This window comes from Mannheimia granulomatis (assembly GCF_011455695.1).
Classification (GTDB): domain Bacteria; phylum Pseudomonadota; class Gammaproteobacteria; order Enterobacterales; family Pasteurellaceae; genus Mannheimia; species Mannheimia granulomatis_A.
The window spans coordinates 419693-440779 of record NZ_CP015030.1; the positions used below are offsets into that span (position 1 = coordinate 419693).

General features: G+C 41.4%; 10 protein-coding genes. 8 read left to right on the forward strand and 2 right to left on the reverse strand.

The features are described from left to right. The first annotated feature begins 2 nt into the window (after positions 1 to 2). From A4G16_RS02010 to A4G16_RS02035, 6 genes are all read left to right on the forward strand, one after another. Positions 3 to 314, forward strand: a complete 312-nt coding sequence (locus tag A4G16_RS02010; RefSeq protein ID WP_165888482.1) for a hypothetical protein — start codon at positions 3 to 5, stop codon at positions 312 to 314. Between the two features lie 197 nt (positions 315 to 511). Continuing rightward, the gene (locus A4G16_RS02015; protein ID WP_165888483.1) at positions 512 to 1435 is read left to right on the forward strand and encodes a DUF692 domain-containing protein; all 924 of its coding nucleotides are present in this window, start codon (positions 512 to 514) and stop codon (positions 1433 to 1435) included. Beyond that, the gene (locus A4G16_RS02020; RefSeq protein WP_165888484.1) at positions 1425 to 2177 is read left to right on the forward strand and encodes a DNA-binding domain-containing protein; all 753 of its coding nucleotides are present in this window, start codon (positions 1425 to 1427) and stop codon (positions 2175 to 2177) included. The genes A4G16_RS02015 and A4G16_RS02020 overlap by 11 nt, the downstream gene beginning before the upstream one ends. 131 nt (positions 2178 to 2308) lie before the next feature. Next, the gene (locus A4G16_RS02025) at positions 2309 to 2890 is read left to right on the forward strand and encodes a sigma-70 family RNA polymerase sigma factor (RefSeq protein ID WP_165888485.1); all 582 of its coding nucleotides are present in this window, start codon (positions 2309 to 2311) and stop codon (positions 2888 to 2890) included. A 1-nt stretch (position 2891) separates the two neighbouring features. Then, a complete protein-coding gene (locus A4G16_RS02030) occupies positions 2892 to 3086 on the forward strand; it encodes a zf-HC2 domain-containing protein (protein WP_165888486.1) in 195 nt (64 codons plus the stop codon). Positions 3087 to 3290: 204 nt separating this feature from the next. Further along, on the forward strand, positions 3291 to 3956 hold the full coding sequence (locus A4G16_RS02035; protein ID WP_165888487.1) for an OmpW/AlkL family protein: 666 nt from the start codon (positions 3291 to 3293) through the stop codon (positions 3954 to 3956). Positions 3957 to 4038: 82 nt separating this feature from the next. Here A4G16_RS02035 and A4G16_RS02040 read toward each other — a convergent pair whose 3' ends face one another. Further along, positions 4039 to 6882, reverse strand: a complete 2844-nt coding sequence (locus A4G16_RS02040; protein WP_165888488.1) for a YadA-like family protein — start codon at positions 6880 to 6882, stop codon at positions 4039 to 4041. Between the two features lie 432 nt (positions 6883 to 7314). After that, a complete protein-coding gene (locus A4G16_RS02045; RefSeq protein WP_165888489.1) occupies positions 7315 to 8808 on the reverse strand; it encodes a PTS transporter subunit EIIC in 1494 nt (497 codons plus the stop codon). Positions 8809 to 8999: 191 nt separating this feature from the next. On the opposite strand from A4G16_RS02045, the gene ilvD reads away from it, so the two are divergent. Beyond that, positions 9000 to 10838 (forward strand): dihydroxy-acid dehydratase, encoded by a 1839-nt coding sequence (gene ilvD, locus A4G16_RS02050; RefSeq protein WP_165888490.1) that lies wholly within the window; start codon positions 9000 to 9002, stop codon positions 10836 to 10838. Between the two features lie 747 nt (positions 10839 to 11585). Continuing rightward, a complete protein-coding gene (locus A4G16_RS02055) occupies positions 11586 to 20981 on the forward strand; it encodes an ESPR-type extended signal peptide-containing protein (RefSeq protein ID WP_165888491.1) in 9396 nt (3131 codons plus the stop codon). Positions 20982 to 21087 lie beyond the last annotated feature (106 nt).

The window sequence follows — 21087 nt, forward strand, 5'->3', positions numbered from 1 at the left end:
TAATGAAAAAATCAACTTTAATGGCATTAGCTAGCGCGTTAGCAATGGCAACTACAACCGTAAATGCAGAAACTATGGCAGTAAAAGCAGATGCCTGTGTTGAAATGAAAGATGGTAAATGTGTGAAAATGAAAGCCGCAGAAGGTAAATGTGGTGAAGGTAAATGTGGTGCAGCTGCACCTAAAAACATGATGTCGAAATCAGCAGAAGGCAAATGTGGTGAAGGTAAGTGCGGTGCTACTTCACCAAAACACACCATGTCAAAAGCAGGTGAAGGCAAATGTGGCGAAGGGAAGTGTGGAGCGACTAAGTAACCTCTGATTCCTCTATCCATTGAAGGGGAAGGCTGGGAGAAGAATAAAATTAGCAGATTTGCCTACCTTCTTGCAATTTTGTTGTAATTTTTTCCTCTCATTCCTTCCCTCTCACTTCCTCCCTTAGTCGGGTTGAGAAATAAGCAACAAGCGGTTGTTTTTCCCTATTTTTTTACAAATCATTAAAGGAACACAAAATGCTGAAATTTACAGGTGCAGGCTTAGGTTATCGCCGTGATTTGTCGGATGGCTTTTTATCTTTAACGGATAATAGTGTTATTAACTTTATGGAGGTATCGCCGGAGAACTGGCTTAAAATGGGCGGTCAGGCACGTTATAACTTCGATAAAGTAGCGGAAAAAATTCCGCTGGTTATTCATGGTTTATCGCTCTCACTGGGTGGTCAAACGCCGTTAGATAGGGAATTGCTCAAAGGCATTAAAAAAATGCAACAGCAATACAACTCTCACTTTTTCTCCGATCATCTCAGTTATTGCGAGTGTGAGGGGCATTTATACGACTTACTGCCGATGCCATTTACTGATGAGGCTGTCATGCATGTTGCTAACCGTATCAAGCAGGTTCAGGACTATCTCGGTATGCAAATCTCGCTGGAAAATACCTCTTACTATCTGCATTCACCAACCAGCACCATGAATGAGGTGGAGTTCCTGAATGCGATTGCAAAGGAGGCAGATTGTGGCATTCATCTGGATGTGAACAATATTTATGTAAATGGAGTCAATCATGGGCTTCTTGATCCATTTGTATTTGTCGATAAAGTAGATAAAGATCGTGTGAACTATATTCATATTGCCGGTCACGACGAAGATCATAATGCCGCAGAAGAGGTGAAAATCACCGAGGGTGAGTCGTTTAATATAGTGAAAGGAGAACTTCGCCATTTGCCGACTTTGTTGGTGGATACACATGGCGAGTCAGTGCAAAAAACGGTGTGGGATTTACTGGAATACACTTACGAACGTTTGCCATACATTCCACCAACACTTTTAGAGCGTGATTTTAACTTCCCTCCATTCCAAGAGCTGGTTGAGGAAGTTCAACATATAGCAGGCTTACAGAAAAAATATGCAAAAATGGAGCTTAAAGATGTTGCTTAAGCTGGTTGAAGATCCAAAACCCACGCTAAAGGAGATCCAAGTCGAGTTTGCTAATGCTATTCGTCACAACAATGTGAGTTTAATGCGTGGTAATGTGTCGCCGCAGCGATTGGGTGTATACGCCCGTTTGGTACGTAATAATACGTTGGGTTTTATTGATCGCTGTTATGTAGAATTGCCTCAGCATATTTCGGTTGAGCAATGGCGTGATGTTAAAGAAAAATTCGTACGGGAGGGCAAAGCCCACTCGCCGTATTTCCAAGATATTGCCAGTGAGTTTTTACATTTTTGCCAAGAATATGCCTATTTTGAACCTCACTTACTTGCTTTAATGGACTTTGAAAACGCACAGTTACAGGTAGAAGTATCGATGGCCAATGTGCCGGCAGAGTTTGAATGGGATAACAATACTGTAATGCAATTTTCCGGTGCTGCTGAGCTACGCCAATATGATGTCAATTTTATCCGTAGTGAGTTTAAGCAGTTTGAAGTTGAGCCAACCAATGTGCTGATTTGGCGTGATGCGACATTTGGTATTTACTATAACTGCTTAGAAGAGCTGGATTTTTTTCTACTTAGCTCGCTGCAAGAAGGTGCAAATTCACTAAATGGCTTACTGGCGGAATTGAGCAAATTTATCAATCAAGATCCAAATTTGAAAACAGTATTAAGACGGTTGTGGGACAAATGGGTTGAAGCAGAAGTGTTGTATCCGTCTTCAATTAAGGCAGATGAAGGTTAAATTTACAATCAATACGTTCTCGTATTAATTTTTGCTCCTATTTTCTAAGAGTAGAAATTAATAGCCATACAAGAGAAGGTATCTAAATTTAAGTAGTGCAATTTCTCCAATTTTTACCAAAGGATCTGTTTATGTCCCACCCGTCTTTATGGCAAATTTCTCCTAAGCAACTGGAAGAGTTACGTTTACAAATGGTGAAGTTTGCCTTTTTATATTTAAAAAACAACGAACTTGCTGAAGATGTGGTCCAAGAAGCATTTGTTAGTGCCTATAAATATGCTGACTCTTTTAAAGGTGAAAGTGCATTGAAAACGTGGGTTTTTGCTATTTTAAAAAACAAAATTGTCGATTTAATCAAAGCTAAGAGCAAATTGGTAACGGTATCTGAGCTCATTGAGCAAGATGAGCAGGATTTGAGTGAGAAGTTGTTTCATGAAAATGGGATGTGGGACCACGATGTGTATGTGTCAAGTGAATGGAAAAGCATTGATAGTGCTATTTATTCCGCGCAATTCTGGCAGATATTTGAGTTTTGTCTGAATAATTTACCGGTAAATCAAGCCCGAGTGTTTATGATGCGTACTCATTTAGAAATGGAAACAGAAGAAATCTGTACAGAGTGTGAGATTTCAGTGGCAAATGTACATACGTTGCTCTATCGATCAAGATTGCGTTTACAGGTCTGTTTAAGCCAAAAATGGTTTGGAGAGTAAGATGTTAAATTGTAAAGAAACTACCGAGTTGATTTCTCTTTCTTGCGAGCAGAAACTCAATTTTAAACAGCAGTTACAGTTGAAAATTCATTTGATGATATGTCCTCGTTGCCGAGGCTTTGCCCGCAATGCGCAGAAAGTGGATAAGTTGATGAAAGCATTTAGCAGCAGGACAGAGAGTTTAACTTTGGAATAACACAACAAAGCCAATTTAGCTGTATTTTTAATTTCTAGAATATTTTGAAGTAAAAATGTGAAAGAGATCACAAAAATAATGTTTATTAAGTCGTTTAATGTTAAATATTTGATAAATATCAATTCATTTTTATTTCACTTCATTTACACTTCACTAAAGTTTACCTCGTTATAGGTAATCTAATTATTTTTTGAGGATATGAAAATGAAAAAAACAACTTTAGCAATTATTTTAGGTGGAGCTTTATTAGCTGGTTCTGCAATGGCTCATCAAGCAGGTGATGTAATGTTCCGTGCCGGTGCAGTGCATGTTAAGGCGAATTCAAGTTCTAAAACAACATCTCCGGTACAGGTTGACTTAAAAGTTAAAAACAACACTCAGTTAGGCTTAACCGCAACTTATATGCTAGCAGATAACGTGGGTATTGAATTATTAGGTGCAACACCATTCTCACATAAAATTAATGCAAATGTTCCAGCATTAGCACCAAATTCAGACTTAGGTAGAGTTGTCAGCTTAAGACACTTACCACCTAGCTTATATGCTCAGTACTATTTCTTTGAACCAACTGCAACAGTGAAGCCTTATATTGGTGCAGGTTTGAACTATACACGTTTCTACCACGCTAAATCTGTTCACCCGGCAGTAACAGACTTGAATGTTAAAAAGCATTCATTTGGTCCAGTGGCTAACTTGGGGGTAGATGTTAAATTAACTGATAACATTTATTTTAACGCATCGGCTTGGTACACTCGTATCAAAACAACAGCGAAATTTAAGACTCCGGCTGTAACTCAGGATATGCAACACGAAGTAAAAGTAAAACTTGATCCTGTTGTATTATTTGCGGGTTTCGGGGTGAAATTCTAAATTTTTAAATAATAATATTAAGGGCTAATGTTTAATTAGCCCTTAAATTTAAGTCAAAATATCTTTTATGTATGAACTGATATTACCATTGATAGCCGATACTTCCACCGTAAGAAACATCGCTACGGCTATTCACTCCAAGCCCAAGCTTAATTGATACTTTGTTGTTATCTGAATTTCTAGCATAACCTACAGCAACCGCTGATTCTCCTTTGTATCCTCCTGCTGCTGCCGAAACAAGGCTTTTACCTGCTTCATTAGGGCGTTGTAGGAAAGACATTGCAGTGGCACCAGCAATACCTGCTCTTAGATTTTTATCTAAACGGTTCATTTTGTTATTAATGCTTTGTTCGCTATCTCTTAATTGACTCACATTAACTGCATCAGTTGCATTCACTCCTCGTGCGACATTAGTAATGCGATTCCCACCATTATTCAACCCATTTTGAGTTAGGCTTACGGTTCTATTTGGATCTGCATTATTGATGATAATGCCATTATTATTCATTACTGTGTTACCGGTTGTGACTGAATCAACTTTTACATTATGATTTAATGTAACTTCAACTTGGTTACCAGATGCTTTAGTTGTGATATTACGATCACCTTTTACTTTAACCGTGGAACCTAATTTCTGGCTGTTTGTGGAACCATTATCAGTAGAGAAGGTTAAACCTTTATTATCAACTATATTTTTGGCATCGACACCTTTTTTGATATCGTCTTTGGTTGATTGAGATAAATCAACTGCATAGTCAGTTACATCAGTATTTCCAACTTTAGTTGTTGCGCCTTTTGTAACTGTAATTGCATTAGAACCCGCGGAGGTTGAAGCTGATGTGTCTTTAACATTGCTAACAACATTACTGATTTCTTGCTTGATTGCATATAATTGACTACCGTTTACTGCATCAGTACTGGTTGGTGAAATATCACCATCTTTTACACCAACAATTTTAGTATTGTTAGCATTAATACCAACCTGATTAATAGTTACAGGTCCAACTGTTAAAGTATCTGTTACATTAACATTATTGAAAGAAACATCATCTTTAGTTGCAACACTAATAGTATTCCCGGTTTGGGTTACTTTGATATTTTTGCCCGCATCTAAAGTTACTGTTTCGCCTGTAGCGATTTTCTCAATAGTTGTACCTGATACCTCACCGGCTGAAGCAGATGTCGTTAAATTAAAGCCTGCATTATTAGCAACATCTTGAATGTCTGATTTGGTTTTCTCTGCAACCGCTTTCAATTGTGCTACGTTTACTGCATCTGTATCAGCAGTACCTGCTGCAACAGAGGTAATTTGACGTGTCACGCCATTTGCAATATCACCCACTGAAATTGCTGCTGCAGTCGATGTCCAAGTAGGGGAGGATGTATTAATATTTGCGTTTAATGGATTAGCACCTACAGCACCTTTATCTATACTTGCAACTGAGTTGTTACCTAATGCAACACCACCAGCCACATTGGCTTGAGCCGATGTACCGATAGCAATGCTATCCTGCTTACTTGCATTACTTGCCGAACCAATAGCAATAGCATCATTTTCAGCAGAAACAGCTGAACGACCTAAGGCGATTGATTGTATGCCAACCGCTTTAGATTGAACTCCTGAAGCGATACTGTATTTTCCTGTGGCAGTTGAGCCAGCACCTAAAGCAGAAGAGGACTCACCCTCAGATATAGCGCCTCGACCTAAGGCTACAGCACTACTGCCGGTTGCATTTGCAAAACTACCTAAAGCTAAAGCACCATTTTTAGTTGCTTGTGCTGCTTGACCTAATGCTACACTTGCAATACCGGTTGCAACAGAATTTGTCCCGACTGCTAATGCCGAGCCGGAAGTTGCTGTCGCACTATTGGTATCAACACCTGAGGCAAGGGCATTTGTGCCGATAGCAACGTCTCCTTGCTTATTAGCTTGTGCCTTGATACCGGCTGCTAAAGCATTGATACCTTTTGCTCCACCAATACCATCAACCGAATCTAAGTTTGTATCGTTACCTGTTTGTTCAGCGTTAGTATCATTCACATGGAAGTAGTTTTGCTTAGAAAGACCTTTAGCAACTATATATAACTGTGAGCCGTTAATTGCATCGGTAGAAGTCTCAGTAATCTGGCCGGCAGCAACATTAGTAATAGTACGCTTATATATTTCAGTTCCTATACTTACTGTTGCTGTCGGAGTATTGCCAGCAAAGCCCGAGTAAGTAATACCGTTTATCGTCGCACTGTCAGTACCGACAGCCTCTTCAGTTGTAGAGAGAAAGCCTAAAGCAACTGAACCTTCATGTAAAGCTGTTGCACTCTGACCAAGCGCAAGCGAATAATTACCTCTAGCTGTAGTTTCGCCGCCAAGAGATACACTTTGCATGCCGTATGAGTGTGCATTAGTACCATAGGCGATAGTATCAATTCCCTCGGCGGAGCTTTGAAATCCTATTGAGCTTGAGTGATAACCTGATGCAATAGCCATACTACCAATGGCAAGGCTTAACTCTCCTTCAGCTCGCCCTCCATTAATAGCCGTAGAAGCTCCTCCTGTTGCAGTAGAGTACGAGCCTATAGCCATATCGTACCGACTGGAAGAGACCGTATTGGTACCAATAGCGATACTATCAGTAGCAGAGGCAGTGACATTATTACCGAGAGCAATAGCTCTATCAGCCGGTGAGTTAAGACTAATAGATGTAGCAGTTGGTTCTCCGGTGTCTGATTTAATAATCATCGTTCCACCATCCGTGTTTGTAAAAATAACGGCTGAATAAGCTATGCTTGGGATGATAGCGGTGGTTATAGCAGCCGCAATTGCAGTTAGTTTAACGGACTTTGTTTTGCCTTGGCCTTTTGCAAATTCTGCAACTGCCATAAAAGCACCCGTGGATTTATTAAGAATGACTTTATAGATTGTGTTCATTAATATTCCTATATTAATCTTTCTATAAGCTATAAGCTATAAGCTATAAGCTATAAGCTATAAGCTATAAGCTATAAGCTATAAGCTATAAGCTATAAGCTATAAGCTATAAGCTATAAGGTTAAAATGAAAATTGAACAGAAAACCGGAAGTGATATTTTATTGTTCAACCGCTTAGCACTGTATGTTGAAATGCTAGTGTAATTTAACCATATTTTGGTTGTTATTTGATCATTATTTACAAATTTTATGCATTTTTTACAATTCTTATTGATTTTGTGACGTCTGTGCTACTGGAAGCTATAAGTTAAACTGCAAGTTGAGTGTTGTTAGAACGAGAATAGGGCGAATTTATCGCCCTATTTTGTTAACTATTTGAAGCAGTCTGTAATAAGTAAAAAAATGGAGAAAAAAGACCGCTTGTTATGTATTTTAGTCTTCTCTGCCCAAAATCTGATTTACCTCACTCTTATACAGCACCGCTTTTGCACCAAAAACCGCTTGTACGCCGCCGCCGACTTCGAGTACGTCAATCGCACCGAGTTTTTTGAGGGTGGCTTTATCAACCGCTTTCACGTTTTTCACTGCGACACGCAGGCGAGTGATGCACGCATCGACGTTTTCGATGTTGGCTGCTGTACCAAGTGCGGCAATGATTTTATGGGCATTTTCGGTCAGCGAGCTGGTTTGTTGCTCGGTGGCTTCTTCGGTGTCTTCCGCACGCCCCGGTGTCATCACGTTGAATTTTTTAATCAGGAACAGGAACGAGAAGTAGTAAAGTGCTGCCCACGGTAAACCGACCATCACCACACGCACCCAGTTGGTGTTTTCGTTGCCTTGCAGAATGCCGAACAGGGTGAAGTCAATAATACCGCCTGAAAAGGTGTTACCAATCGAGATGTTCAGCAGGTCAGCGATGAAGAACGACACACCGTCCAAGAAGGCGTGGAACACATAGAGCCACGGCGCAACGAACAGGAACATAAACTCAATCGGCTCAGTGATACCGGTGATGAACGAGGTCAATGCCGCCCCTAAGAATAAGCCACCCACTGCACCACGACGTGCTTTTGGCACAGCGTGATACATGGCCAAGCACGCTGCCGGTAAGCCGAACATCATCGTATCAAAACGGCCGGCAAAAAAGCGTGTCCCTTCGGTAAACAAGCCTTGATGCGTTGGGTCGGCAAGCTGGGCAAAGAAGATTTTTTGTGCGCCGATAATGGTTTCGCCGTTCACCACTTCCGTGCCACCCAGCTCGGTGTACCAGAACAGTGGGTAGATCATATGGTGCAAGCCTACTGCCCCACTCAGACGCATTAAGAAGCCGTAGAAAAAGGTACCGATTTCGCCCATTGAGCTAATGCCTTGCCCAGCAGAGACCAGCCAGTTTTGGAAGGTCGGCCAAATCAGGAAGAACAGCGCACCCACGAAGATCGCCGCAAATGCCGTCACAATCGGCACAAAACGCGACCCACCGAAGAAGCCGAGAATTTGTGGCAGTTGGATATTGTGGTATTTATTGTGCAGTTTAACAGTAATCAAACCCATCACCAGCGAGCCGATCACACCGGTATCAATCCCTTTGGTTTCAGGGGAAAAGAGCGGAATGAGGGCAGCAATCGTGCCGGTCATAATCAAATAACCAACCGCCGCCGCCAATGCCGCCACGCCTTTATCCCGCTTCGCCAGCCCGATACCCAAACCGATACAGAGCAGCAACGCCAGATTGCCGAACACCACGCTCCCTGCCGAAGACATAATCTGAAAAATGCCCTGCAAGGTAGGGTTATCCAACATCGGGTAGGCTTGCACCGTTGCCTTATTCGACAATGCCCCGCCAATTCCAAGCAGCAAACCTGCCGCCGGCAAAATCGCAATCGGCAGCATGAAGGCTTTACCGACCTGTTGAAGTTGTTTAAACATAGTTTCCTCCTTTGATAGTAATGTTAATAGCATACTTAAATTTAAGGATTTTCGATGTGATATAACTCACAGTTTTGCAAAATTTTTTATAAATCTGACCGCTTGTAAAAAAATTACCGCAGCTTCTAAAATTCAAGTAGAATAACTCAATTTATAGCAAACACAACATTCAAAATTTGGAGAGATTATTTATGCCTAAATTGAGATCAGCGACCAGTACACAGGGTCGTAATATGGCAGGGGCGCGTGCGTTATGGCGTGCCACAGGGATGAAAGAAAACGACTTCGGCAAGCCGATTATTGCGGTAGTGAACTCCTTTACGCAGTTCGTGCCGGGGCATGTTCACTTAAAAGATCTGGGACAGATGGTTGCCGAGCAGATCGAAAAAGCCGGCGGTGTCGCCAAAGAATTTAACACCATTGCGGTTGATGACGGTATTGCGATGGGCCACGGCGGTATGCTCTACTCGCTGCCAAGCCGTGATTTGATTGCAGACAGCGTGGAATATATGGTCAATGCCCACTGTGCTGATGCGATGGTCTGTATCTCCAACTGCGACAAAATCACCCCGGGAATGTTAATGGCAGCAATGCGTTTAAACATTCCAACTGTGTTCGTCTCAGGTGGCCCGATGGAAGCAGGTAAAACCAAACTTTCCGATCAAATCATCAAATTAGACTTGGTCGATGCGATGATCCAAGGGGCGAACCCGAACGTCTCGGACGAAGTGAGCGACCAGATCGAACGTTCCGCTTGCCCGACTTGCGGCTCTTGCTCAGGAATGTTCACCGCCAACTCGATGAACTGCTTAACCGAAGCTCTCGGTTTAAGTTTGCCGGGCAACGGCTCGTGCTTGGCAACTCACGCCGACCGTAAACAGCTCTTCTTAGACGCAGGGACGCAAATCGTGGAACTGTGCAAACGCTACTACGAGCAGGACGACTATTCTGTTCTCCCACGTTCGATTGCAACCAAAGAAGCGTTCGATAATGCGATGAGCCTTGATATTGCGATGGGCGGTTCAACCAACACCGTGCTGCACTTGCTTGCAGCGGCACAAGAAGCGGAAGTGGATTTCACGATGGCAGACATCGACCGCCTCTCTCGCAAAGTGCCGTGCCTGAGCAAAGTCGCCCCGAACACACAAAAATACCATATGGAAGACGTGCATCGTGCAGGCGGCATTATGGCAATTTTGGGTGAGCTAGATCGTGCAGGTTTGCTCAACAACCAAACCCGTACCGTGCTGGGACTGAGTATGGCGGAGCAGATCGCTAAATACGACATCGTTTTAACCAAAGACGAAGCGGTGCATAAATTCTTCCGTGCGGGACCGGCGGGCATTCGCACCACCAAAGCCTTCTCGCAAGACACCCGTTGGGATACGGTTGATGACGACCGTGAAAACGGCTGTATCCGCTCAAAAGAGTTTGCGTATAGCCAAGACGGCGGCTTAGCGATGCTCAAAGGTAACATAGCCCTAGACGGCTGTATCGTCAAAACCGCCGGCGTGGACGAGAGCATTCTCAAATTCACTGGCGAAGCCATTGTGTTTGAAAGCCAAGAAGATGCTGTTGCAGGGATTTTAGGCGGTAAAGTCAAAGCCGGCCACGTTGTGGTGATCCGCTACGAAGGCCCGAAAGGTGGCCCGGGTATGCAAGAAATGCTCTATCCAACCAGCTATTTGAAATCAATGGGCTTAGGCAAAGCTTGTGCATTGCTGACAGACGGACGTTTCTCGGGCGGTACATCGGGCTTATCAATCGGCCACTGCTCACCGGAAGCGGCGGCTGGCGGTTTAATCGGCTTAGTGAAAGACGGCGATAAAATCGAGATCGACATTCCAAACCGCTCAATTGAACTCGTTGTGCCACAAGCTGAATTAGACGCACGCCGTGCCGAGCAAGACAAAAAAGGCTGGCAGCCGGCAAACCGCCAACGTGAAGTATCCTTTGCGTTGAAGGTTTACGGACACTTTGCGACCTCGGCAGATAAAGGAGCTGTGAGGGATAGGTCGTTGTTGGATTAATACCATTTAGTCGCTTAATCTGCATCTTAAATATTTGAGGAATCAAGGTATTTAAGGTGCAGTTTTTTATTTGAGGCTACCCAATGCGTAGTAAAAAACGAATTGTTGAGGTCGCTCAGTATTTTCTTAAAGTACAAGCAGTTAAAAAAGAGAAATTTTGGAATAGTGGAAAAAATTGAGCATGGTTTCCCTATTATATAGCTATAATAATGGGTATTTTGAGTTTGTTATGGCTCTATTTTTAACTGTGTCAGTAAGTCAAACCCTTGATAAACATCATTGTATCGCTCACCCAGTTAATTCTTGTTGGGGGAGGCTAACTTGGCTTTCATCTGTTAAAAAATGACTTTACTAAATGAGGCGTCTGTGTGATATGTATCTCAGGATAGTTTATCAATAGTATATTACGTTTTAAACTTCAATAGGAACTTTGTAATCCCTTGTGTATGAATTGTTTTGTATGATGCTCAGAACTTTCATTAAAGTAGTTTTTATATTCATTAAGCCATGTTGATAGATTTTGTCGATCTTTATGTTCATTATAAATAGAAGATTTATATTGAGTGCTATGGTATATTGCCAAATATTTTTCACTGTCGTTTTAGTTGTTAAAAATTTATCAATAAATTTTCATTTAAGTTTTAAAGCGATAGTGTGTAAATGTGTGATGATCGCATAATCTTAGAGCTTGCTAAGGTTTAAGTTATTATATTGTTCAATTTTATTAAGTTAATTTACGAGGTATTTGTGAATAAGATTTACAAAGTGATTTTTAACAAATCAACCGGTACCTTCACAGCGGTATCTGAATTTGCAAAAGCAGAGGGTAAATCGTCTGCTGCAACAATTGGTTTGGTTGATAACCCTATTATGGGCAATTCTTATCTGTCTAAAGTTTACTCTCTGGTAGGAGCAGCTTTGGGGACGGCATTATTAAATATGCCGATTGTTGTTGGTACAGCAATGTTGCCAGTTTCTGAAGCGGTGGCAGTTGCTTGTACTATAAATTCTGGTTCAGCACCTGTTTCAAATCAAATTACCTCTTTAGCTTGTGGTCCAGGGGCAACAACAGCATCACTCCCTAATGCTGTCGCTGTTGGTGCTTCAGCAACAGTAACTAGTGAAGGCGGAGTATCAGTTGGTCAAGGGACCAATTCAGGAGCTCAATCTGTTGCTGTTGGTAAAGCTGCGAATGCAGCATCTGCGTATAGTGTGGTTATAGGTACTGAAGCAAAAGCAAATACTACAGGTACTAATCAGGGAGTAGCGATTGGTTATAAAACGAATGCTTCAGGTGATCAATCAACCGCATTGGGGGCAAATGTTATTGCTAGTGGTGCATCATCTGTTGCTATTGGTGGCGATGATTTGGATTCTGCCTCTAAATATATGACAAATGCTGACGGAGTTAGTGGTTCAGCTGGTACTGGTGCTATCAATAGTGGTAGTTTAAACACTAAATTTAAAGAAATTTCAGGGCATGATTTAGTTGATATGACTACGCCAGCTCAATATATTGCAACCCAATCCTCGGGGCAGGCATCAGTAGCTGTAGGGGTACAAGCTAGATCATCTGGTCACTTGGCGACCGCCTTTGGTACAAGTGCTGAAGCGTCTGGATTAGCTTCAACTGCCTTAGGGGTTGCAGCTAAATCTACGGGATATGGTGCTTTATCTGCGGCTCCTGGCGCACTAGCATCAGGAGAAACATCAATTGCGCTTGGAGCTGCTTCTCAAGCAACTAAAATAAACTCAGTAGCTATTTCTGAAAAAGCAAAGGCTACTGGTGATAATGCGATTGCTATCGGTCAATTATCAAATGCTACGAACACTAATGCAACTGCTCTAGGTTCTGCTGCTAATGTGACAGAAGAGAATGCATCTGCTATTGGTGCAGGTGCACAAGCTACTTTGAGTAACTCAGTAGCTTTAGGTAGTGGGTCTACTACTGCAACTAATGCAACCAAAGAAGATAATGCAACAGTTAATGGTATTACTTATGCTAATTTTAAGGGTGATGAAAATGTTGCTGTTGGAGATCAAGTTTCTGTTGGCTATGCAGGTCAAGAGCGTCAGATTAAGCATGTTGCACCAGGGGCTATTAATGCAACTTCTACTGATGCAATTAATGGTTCACAGCTTTATGCCACCCAAAATATTTTAGGTAACTTAGCGAACTCGGTCAAAACTGAATTTGGTGGGAACGCTCTATTAAACCCAAATACAGGTGCAATTACTTTCTCTAATATTGGAAATACAGGTAAAGACACTATTCACGATGCGATTGCTGCTGTGAAAGAAAATGTGGTAGCTGGTAGCAATGTTGTGGTTACACCAGTGACAGCAGCTAATGGTTCAACAACTTACACTGTTCACGCGAAAGATACCACGGCGAATCATTCTAGAGCATCTGCGGGATTCTTAACGGTAACTGCTCAGCCTCAAGCGAATAATGTAACTAATTATGAAACTGCACTTACAACCCGTGCTGTTACCGCATTAGAAAAGGCAGAAACTGCGGTACAACAATTTACCACAGCGGTAAAAGGAGCAACGGTTGATACCATCAATCAGCAGAACACTGTTATCAATTTTGTAGATGGCGTTGGTACAACGGCAACCATCAAAGATAATGACATTACCTTTGATGTGAATAAAGGTGGCTTAACAACTGATACTGCTGGCAATGTAACATCAAATAAAGCGGGTGATAACTTTGTAACTGGTGATGATGTAGCCAAAGCCATCAATGAAGCGGCTGCACGTACTGAAAAAAACACGACTGTTGTAGCGGGTAAGAATACTCACGTTCAAAACAAAGTTGATGGTAACAACACTGAATATACTGTGAGTGCAGATAAATCGACAGTATCGGTAAGTTCAGCATTAACTAAAACTGAAACATCAACAACAGATGCGACAATAGGTGCAGTCACAACTGACTACGCACTTGATTTAAGCCAAACAACTAAAGACGAAATCAAAAAAGGTGTGGATGCGAAAGACATCGTTGATAACAAAGGTTTAACGTTCACTGGTGATAGTGGTTCAACTGATGTTAAAAAATTAGGTTCAACAGTAGCAGTCAATGGCGATGACAACATCACCACAGAAGCAACTGCTGATGCAATTAACATCAAGTTAAACAAAGACATCACCGTTAATAGCGTGACAGCAAATACCGTAAAAGCTGGTGATACCACGATTAATAACGATGGTGTGACCATCAATAACGGTACAGCAGGTAATTCTGTTACTTTAACCAAAGATGGTTTGAATAACGGTGGTAACCAAATCATGAATGTAGCAAGCGGTGGGGATGTTAATACTAACGCAGCGAACATTGGCGATGTGAAAAATGCAAGAACGGTTGTAACTTCAAATAATAATTCAGTGAAAATTGTTAAAACCACAAACGGTTTACAAGATACCTATGATTTATCGGTTGATACTACAGTACCTACAACAACTTTAACAACAAATAAAGGTGTGGTTGAGACACCTACGAACGGAGATTCTTTTGTTACAGCAACGAATTTAGCAACCACTATTAATAGTGCAGTAGCCTCTGCAAAAGAAAAAGTGGAAGCAGGTACTAACATTGTTTCTGTAACATCTGAAACTGATCAGACTACAGGTGCAACGACTTACACCGTAAACGCTAAAGGTACGACTGCGTCAGCAGGTTCTGATAAAGTTAAGGTTACCCTAACAGAGAAAGCCGGTAATATTACTGATTATGTAGTTGATTTGTCTGATGCAGCCAAAGACAGTTTGAACAAAGCTGATACCGCGGTGCAAAATTTTAAAGTTGCTGTGAATGATAATGGCAATGTGAAAACTGTTTCAAATGGCGGTACGGTAAAATTTGTTAATGGTACAGGTACAACAGCAAAAGCAGTTGGTGAAGATGTGACCTTTGATGTGAATTTTGACGATAGTACATTAGAAATCAAAGATGGTAAGCTGAATGTTAAGGCAGATGCACTCGCTAAGCCACAGAACTATTTCCACGTTAATGACACCAATTCAGAACAAGTCGGCAACGCAAGCAACCTTGATAATGTTGATGGTATCGGTGGTGCAAAAGGTATAAATGCATTAGCAGCAGGTGTGAATGCACAGGCGATTAAGCAAGGTGATCTTGCTATGGGTAGTAATGCAAGTGCAGATGGTACAGATACAAACCCTGCACCAGGCACTATATCTGGTTCTGCATTGGCAATTGGTACAAATGCAAAAGCAAGAGGTATTGCAAGTACAGCATTAGGTGAAGAAGCAAATGCTGCTAAAAATGGTACATTGGCATTAGGTAGCAAAGCTCAGGCAACAGAAAGCGGTGCAGTTGCAGTGGGTAGAGGTGCAGTATCTAGTGGTGAGTCAGCGGCAGCATTAGGTGCAGCCGCAACGGCAACTGGTAAATACAGCATTGCATCAGGTGTTCAGTCAAATGCTAAAGGTACTCAATCTATTGCATTAGGTCGTTCAGCTGTTGCCGGAGATACTACTGCTACAGATGCGATTGCAATTGGTTCTGAGGCAAATGCATTATTTACTAATTCGATTGCGATCGGTACATCTACGAAAGTGGATGTAGATAATGGTGTTGCTTTAGGTAGTAACTCTGTTGCTACAACAGATAAAGGTGTTGAAGGGACCAACCCACTCAATGCTGTAATTGCTGATAAGACTTCTTCAGTATGGACATCTACAGCAGCCGCAGTTTCTGTGGGTGATGTAGGCAATGACGTTACTCGTCAAATTACTTCCGTAGCTGCTGGTACAGAAGATACTGATGCAGTTAACGTTGCACAGTTAAAAGCCACAGCTCAAGCTGCAAAAACAGAGGTAAAAGCGGGTAAAAATGTTACTGTTACTTCAGAGAAAGATAATACGGACGGTCACACAATTTATACTGTTAATGCTAAAGATACGACCGTAAGTGTAGCAGCATACAGTGCTAAATATGTGACAGCAACGAAACAACCAAATGCTGGAGAGAATACTACTAACTATGAAGTAGCATTGACTGAAGATGCGATCACAGACTTCACTAAGGATGTGTCTGCAAGCGTGACTGCGGGATCGACAGCGGTATCTGTTGAAAAAGGCACAACTCAGAATATTGATGGTGTAGATGTTACTAACTATAAAGTTGATCTTTCAGATGAAACTAAAGAACAAATCGCAAAAGAAGAAAGTGTCGATACCGAAGATGATAACCTAAGTGTTGAACAAGATAAATTGAACGACACGAAAGGTAAAAACTACAAGGTTAGCTTGAAGAAAAATCTTGATTTAGGTAATACAGGCTCAGTGAAAATGGGTGATACCACTATCAATTATGGCGGTTTAAAAGTTGGTGACATTACTGTTACCAATGCACCGATTACTGTAAACGGTAATACTGTAAATAATATCAATGATGCTATTAACCAAACAGCGGCACAAGCATTTAGCCCATTGTCATTCTCTGGCGATACGGGTACTAAATTTGACCGCAAATTAGGTACTGAAGTTAAGGTTGTGGGTGGTTCAACAGCCGCTGCAACAGATTCAAATATCGTTGTTGATGCAAATGGTACGGATACATTAGCAATTAAATTAGTTAAAGACTTAACAGACATCAATAGCATTGTGATCAATGATGGCCCGACTATTAACGGGAACGGCATTGATATGAATGGCGACAAAATTACCAATCTTGCTGATGGTGAAAATGACAGCGATGCAGTTAATGTTAAACAGTTAAAAGCGTCTAAAGAAGTTGTTAAATCTGATGATAAATCGGTAACTGTTAAAACAACACAAAATGCTGATGGTGCGAATGTATTCGATCTCTCTATTAAGAGAGCAACTATCGATGATGATCGTGATGATGCTGTATATCCAAACGCGATTTTGGCTGATTTCGATGGTTCTCTAGAAGCTCCACTTGAAGATGAAGATAAGAAAGCCTTTGTGGATGCTGAAACTTTAGTTAAGGCAGTAAACAGTGCTGGCTGGAAAGCTAAATCAGGTGGTAATAAAGCTGCTGGCGATGATGCCAAGGCTGAGTTAATCAAACCAAGCGATGAAGTGGAATTTGCAGCAGGTACAAACTTAAAAGTTAAACGTGTAGGAAAAATATTCACTTATGAGACTGCCGATGACGTTACCTTTAACAGCGTAACTTCTAATAACGTAACAGTGAAAGAAGGTGGCAATCTGACTGTGGGAGGAAACTCGACTGTTGATATGGGCGGTAACAAGATTACTAATGTAGAAGCAGGTGAAGCTCCGACAGATGCGGTAAATGTTAGCCAATTAACTGAAAAAACCAATGCAGCCAAAACTGAAGTGACAGGTACAGGCTTGGCAAATGTGACACAAAAAGCGGGTGATAATGGTCAAACCATCTACAATGTAGATGTGGCTAAAGCTGATGCTCCAACAGTTACACGTGGTAATGTAACTGTAAAAGATGGTGATGAAAATAAAGTCATGACTGCTAGTGATGTTGCTAAAGCGATTACAGATTCGGAGAAAACCTCGTCTGTTAAAGCTGGCTCAAAAGCTGTAAAAGTAACTACAGGTGAAGAAGATGCTAAAGGCAACACTGAATACACCGTGGATGTAGAAACCGATAAATCTATTGCTCGTGACGACGATGGTAAATTAACGGTGAATACTGACAACCTTACTATTGTGAAAGATCCTGATACTGGTGCAGTAAAAGCTAATACAACAACATTAACCAATACACCTGAAGGTAAGGTTACTGAGCCAACAGGTGATGATGCTAAGAAACTTGTGAATGCAGGCGATATTGCGAATGCAATTAATAACTCAGGCTTTACGTTAAAAACATCAGCAACAGAAGGAGAGAAATTATCTGGTGATAATGAGTTTATCAATCCGGGTGATAGTGTTGAAATGATTGCAGGTAAAAACTTAACTGTTAAGCAAGAAGCAGATGGTAAAGTAACTTATGCAACGAAGGCTGATGTCGAATTCAACAGCATCGATATGAGCAATGGTACACCTAACCAAACCGGTAAGATCACAAACTTAAGTAGCAGTGTTGCGGATAAAGCTCCAGTAGCTGATCCAAAAGCACCAACAATAGCAGAGCAAAAAGCAATTGCAGAAGCAGTTAAAAATGCGACGGGCGATAGCTTAACTAACGCTGTAAACTTAGGTGATTTACAGGCGGCAACTAATGCAGCGAAAACCAAAGTTGAAGCTGGCAAAGGTGTAACGGTAACATCTGAGACTAACGAAGATGGTTCAACTACTTACACTGTGGCAGCGAAGACTGATGGTACAACAATCAAAGTTGATGATGCAGGTAACATTACTGCTAACACTAGCGATTTAGGTAATAATACAGATGGTACGGTTAAAGCTCCAACTCAACCAAATGCGTTAGTGACTGCACAAACTGTAGCTGATGCTATTAACAATGCAGGCTTTAATATTCAAGCAAACGGTGATACGAAGAGCTTGGTGAAAACTGGTGATACTGTTCAGTTCTTAAATGGTAAAAACATCGAGATTACTCGTAATGGTAATGACATCACTGTTGCAACAGCATCGGATGTGGATTTCGATAAAGTAACCGTTGGTCCTGTAACCATTGATAAAACAGATGGTATTGATGCGGGTGATACAAAAATTACTGGCGTGAAAGCTGGCGAGGCTGATACTGATGCAGTGAATGTATCTCAGTTAAAAACGGAAGTAGCAGCAGCAAAAGAAAATGTTGTCTCTTCTGATGGTTCTATCAATGTTGATAGAACAGTAAATCCAGATGGTTCAACTGACTTTGATGTTACAGTCAATACTGATGATGTTACGATTGTGAAAGATCCGACAACAGGTGCAATCAAAGCAAATACGACGACCTTGAACGATGCTGATAAAGATGGAAAAGTTGATGCACCACAAGGCGATGATGCGAAGAAACTTGTGAATGCAGGAGATATTGCAAATGCTATCAACAATTCTGGTTGGAAACTTGCAGCTGATGGCACAGATGGTAATGAGTTAATCAACCCAAGTGATACTATTACTTTCAAAGTAGGTAGTGAAAATATCACTGTAAAACGTGAAGGTGCGGATATTACCTATGATTTAGCAAAAGATATTAATGTTGATAGTGTAACCTCTAATACGATTACCGTACCAACTGATGAAAATAATCCGGCGAATAACCCGATTACGATCAACAAAGACGGTATTAATGTAGGTAACAAAACAATTAGCAATGTAGCTTCTAATCTGAAACCTGTAACAGCTGATGATAAAACTCAGCCGTCAGCGAATAATCCTGCAGATTTAGCTAACAAACTGAACAATGCAGCAACGGTATCTGATGTGTTGAATGCAGGCTGGAACTTACAAGGTAATGGTAAAGCAGTTGATACGGTGACACATAATGACACGGTAGACTTTGTAGATGGAAAAGGTACAAAAGTAACTGTAGAGAACAAGGATGGCAAAAACACGATTAAAGTGAACAGTGCAGTTGAGTTTGTAAACACAGATCCTAATGATAGCTCAACACCAAGCAGCACAGCTAAACTAACTGGTGATGCACCGGTTCAGTTAGGTAATGTAGCAAGTGGTGTGCGTAATCAAGATGGCACCACTCCGGCAGGTAAAGATCGTGCAAATGCAATTAGCAATGCATCGGGAGATACTTTAAATAATGCTGTTAATGTTGGTGACTTACAAGCAGCAACTAAAGCAGCAACCACTAAAGTAGAGCAAGGTGACAATATTGTTGTTACTCCAACTACAAACCTAGATGGCAGTACGACTTACAAAGTAGCAACTGCAAAAGACTTGGTTGTAGATAGTGTTAAAGCAGGCGACACGACTGTAAATAATGACGGTGTTAAAGTTGGTGATATTAGCGTAACTAACGCACCTATTACTGTAGATGGTAATACTGTAAATAACGTGAACGAAGCGATTAACCAAACTGCTGCACAAGCGTTTAAACCACTCACTTTCGCAGGTGACAGTGGTACAAATGTAGAGCGTAGATTAGGTACAACTGTGAATGTGAAAGGCGGTGTGACTGATTCTGCTAAACTTTCAGACAATAATATCGGTGTAGTTGCAAATGGCACAGATACGTTGGAAGTGAAATTAGCAAAAGATATCAAAGGTATCGATAGCATTGCAGTAAATAACGGTCCAACTATTAATGATGATGGCATTAATATGAACGGTGATAAGATCACTAATGTAGGTAATGGTGATATTTCTCCGAACAGCCAAGATGCAGTTAATGGTTCACAGTTAAACAACTACACCAAAGTAAACGGTAACAACATTGGTACGGATAACGGTGCGATTAATATTGTCAACGGTGCTGGAACGACGGTAACGAGCGATAAATCCGGTGAGGTGAGAGTTAATGTGAACAATACTGATCTAACGGTCGCTGATAATGGTACTATCAATGTTCAAGACCCGAACGGCACAGGTGCTCACTATGTCAATGCAACAACGGTTGCAAAAGCAGTGAACAATGTAAGCTGGAATGTGGGTTCCGGTAAGGACGAAGCAACTGCGAACACAGCTACGAAGAATACTTATACTGCAGGTAGCAACAAGGTGAAAGCAGGCGATACTGTAAAAGTGAATGCCGGTCGTAACGTTGAAATCAGTGGTTCAGGCAAAAACATCAATGTTGCAGTATCTGACAACCCAGAATTTAACACAGTGAAAGTAGGTAAGGGCAATAATGCTACAACCATTTCTTCAGATGCAGACGGTGTACGTATTGCAAAAGCAGACGGTTCACCACAACGTATCACTAACGTTGCAGCCGGTCGAGCAGATACTGATGCAGTGAACGTAGGTCAGCTGAAAGGTGCGGTAGGTGATTTAAATAACAAAATCAACCGTAACCAACGTGAAGCACGAGCGGGTATTGCTGGTGCTGCGGCAATTGCAGGTTTACCGGAAATTCACTTAGCGGGTAAATCAATGCTTGCAACAGCTGCAAGTACCTATAAAGGTGAAAATGCGATTGCGGTTGGTTACTCAAGGCTTTCAGATAACAGTAAAATTAAGTTGAAACTCTCCGGTAGTGCCGATACCCGAGGTGACTTCATCGGTACTGTCGGCGTGGGTTATGCTTGGTAATAACTAGATAAATAAACTGCAAAAGCTATATGCAGTTTATTAAATGTGTATCATAAAGGCTGCTAATATTTAACTATTAGCAGCCTTTATTTTTAAACAATATGAA

Bases quoted from the DNA above. Each gene is read 5' to 3' on its own strand.
- ilvD (WP_165888490.1), top strand. From the start codon at position 9,000: ATGCCTAAATTGAGATCAGCGACCAGTACACAGGGTCGTAATATGGCA.
- A4G16_RS02025 (WP_165888485.1), top strand. From the start codon at position 2,309: ATGTCCCACCCGTCTTTATGGCAAATTTCTCCTAAGCAACTGGAAGAG.
- A4G16_RS02020 (WP_165888484.1), top strand. From the start codon at position 1,425: ATGTTGCTTAAGCTGGTTGAAGATCCAAAACCCACGCTAAAGGAGATC.
- A4G16_RS02035 (WP_165888487.1), top strand. From the start codon at position 3,291: ATGAAAAAAACAACTTTAGCAATTATTTTAGGTGGAGCTTTATTAGCT.
- A4G16_RS02045 (WP_165888489.1), bottom strand. From the start codon at position 8,808: ATGTTTAAACAACTTCAACAGGTCGGTAAAGCCTTCATGCTGCCGATT.
- A4G16_RS02010 (WP_165888482.1), top strand. From the start codon at position 3: ATGAAAAAATCAACTTTAATGGCATTAGCTAGCGCGTTAGCAATGGCA.
- A4G16_RS02015 (WP_165888483.1), top strand. From the start codon at position 512: ATGCTGAAATTTACAGGTGCAGGCTTAGGTTATCGCCGTGATTTGTCG.
- A4G16_RS02030 (WP_165888486.1), top strand. From the start codon at position 2,892: ATGTTAAATTGTAAAGAAACTACCGAGTTGATTTCTCTTTCTTGCGAG.
- A4G16_RS02040 (WP_165888488.1), bottom strand. From the start codon at position 6,882: ATGAACACAATCTATAAAGTCATTCTTAATAAATCCACGGGTGCTTTT.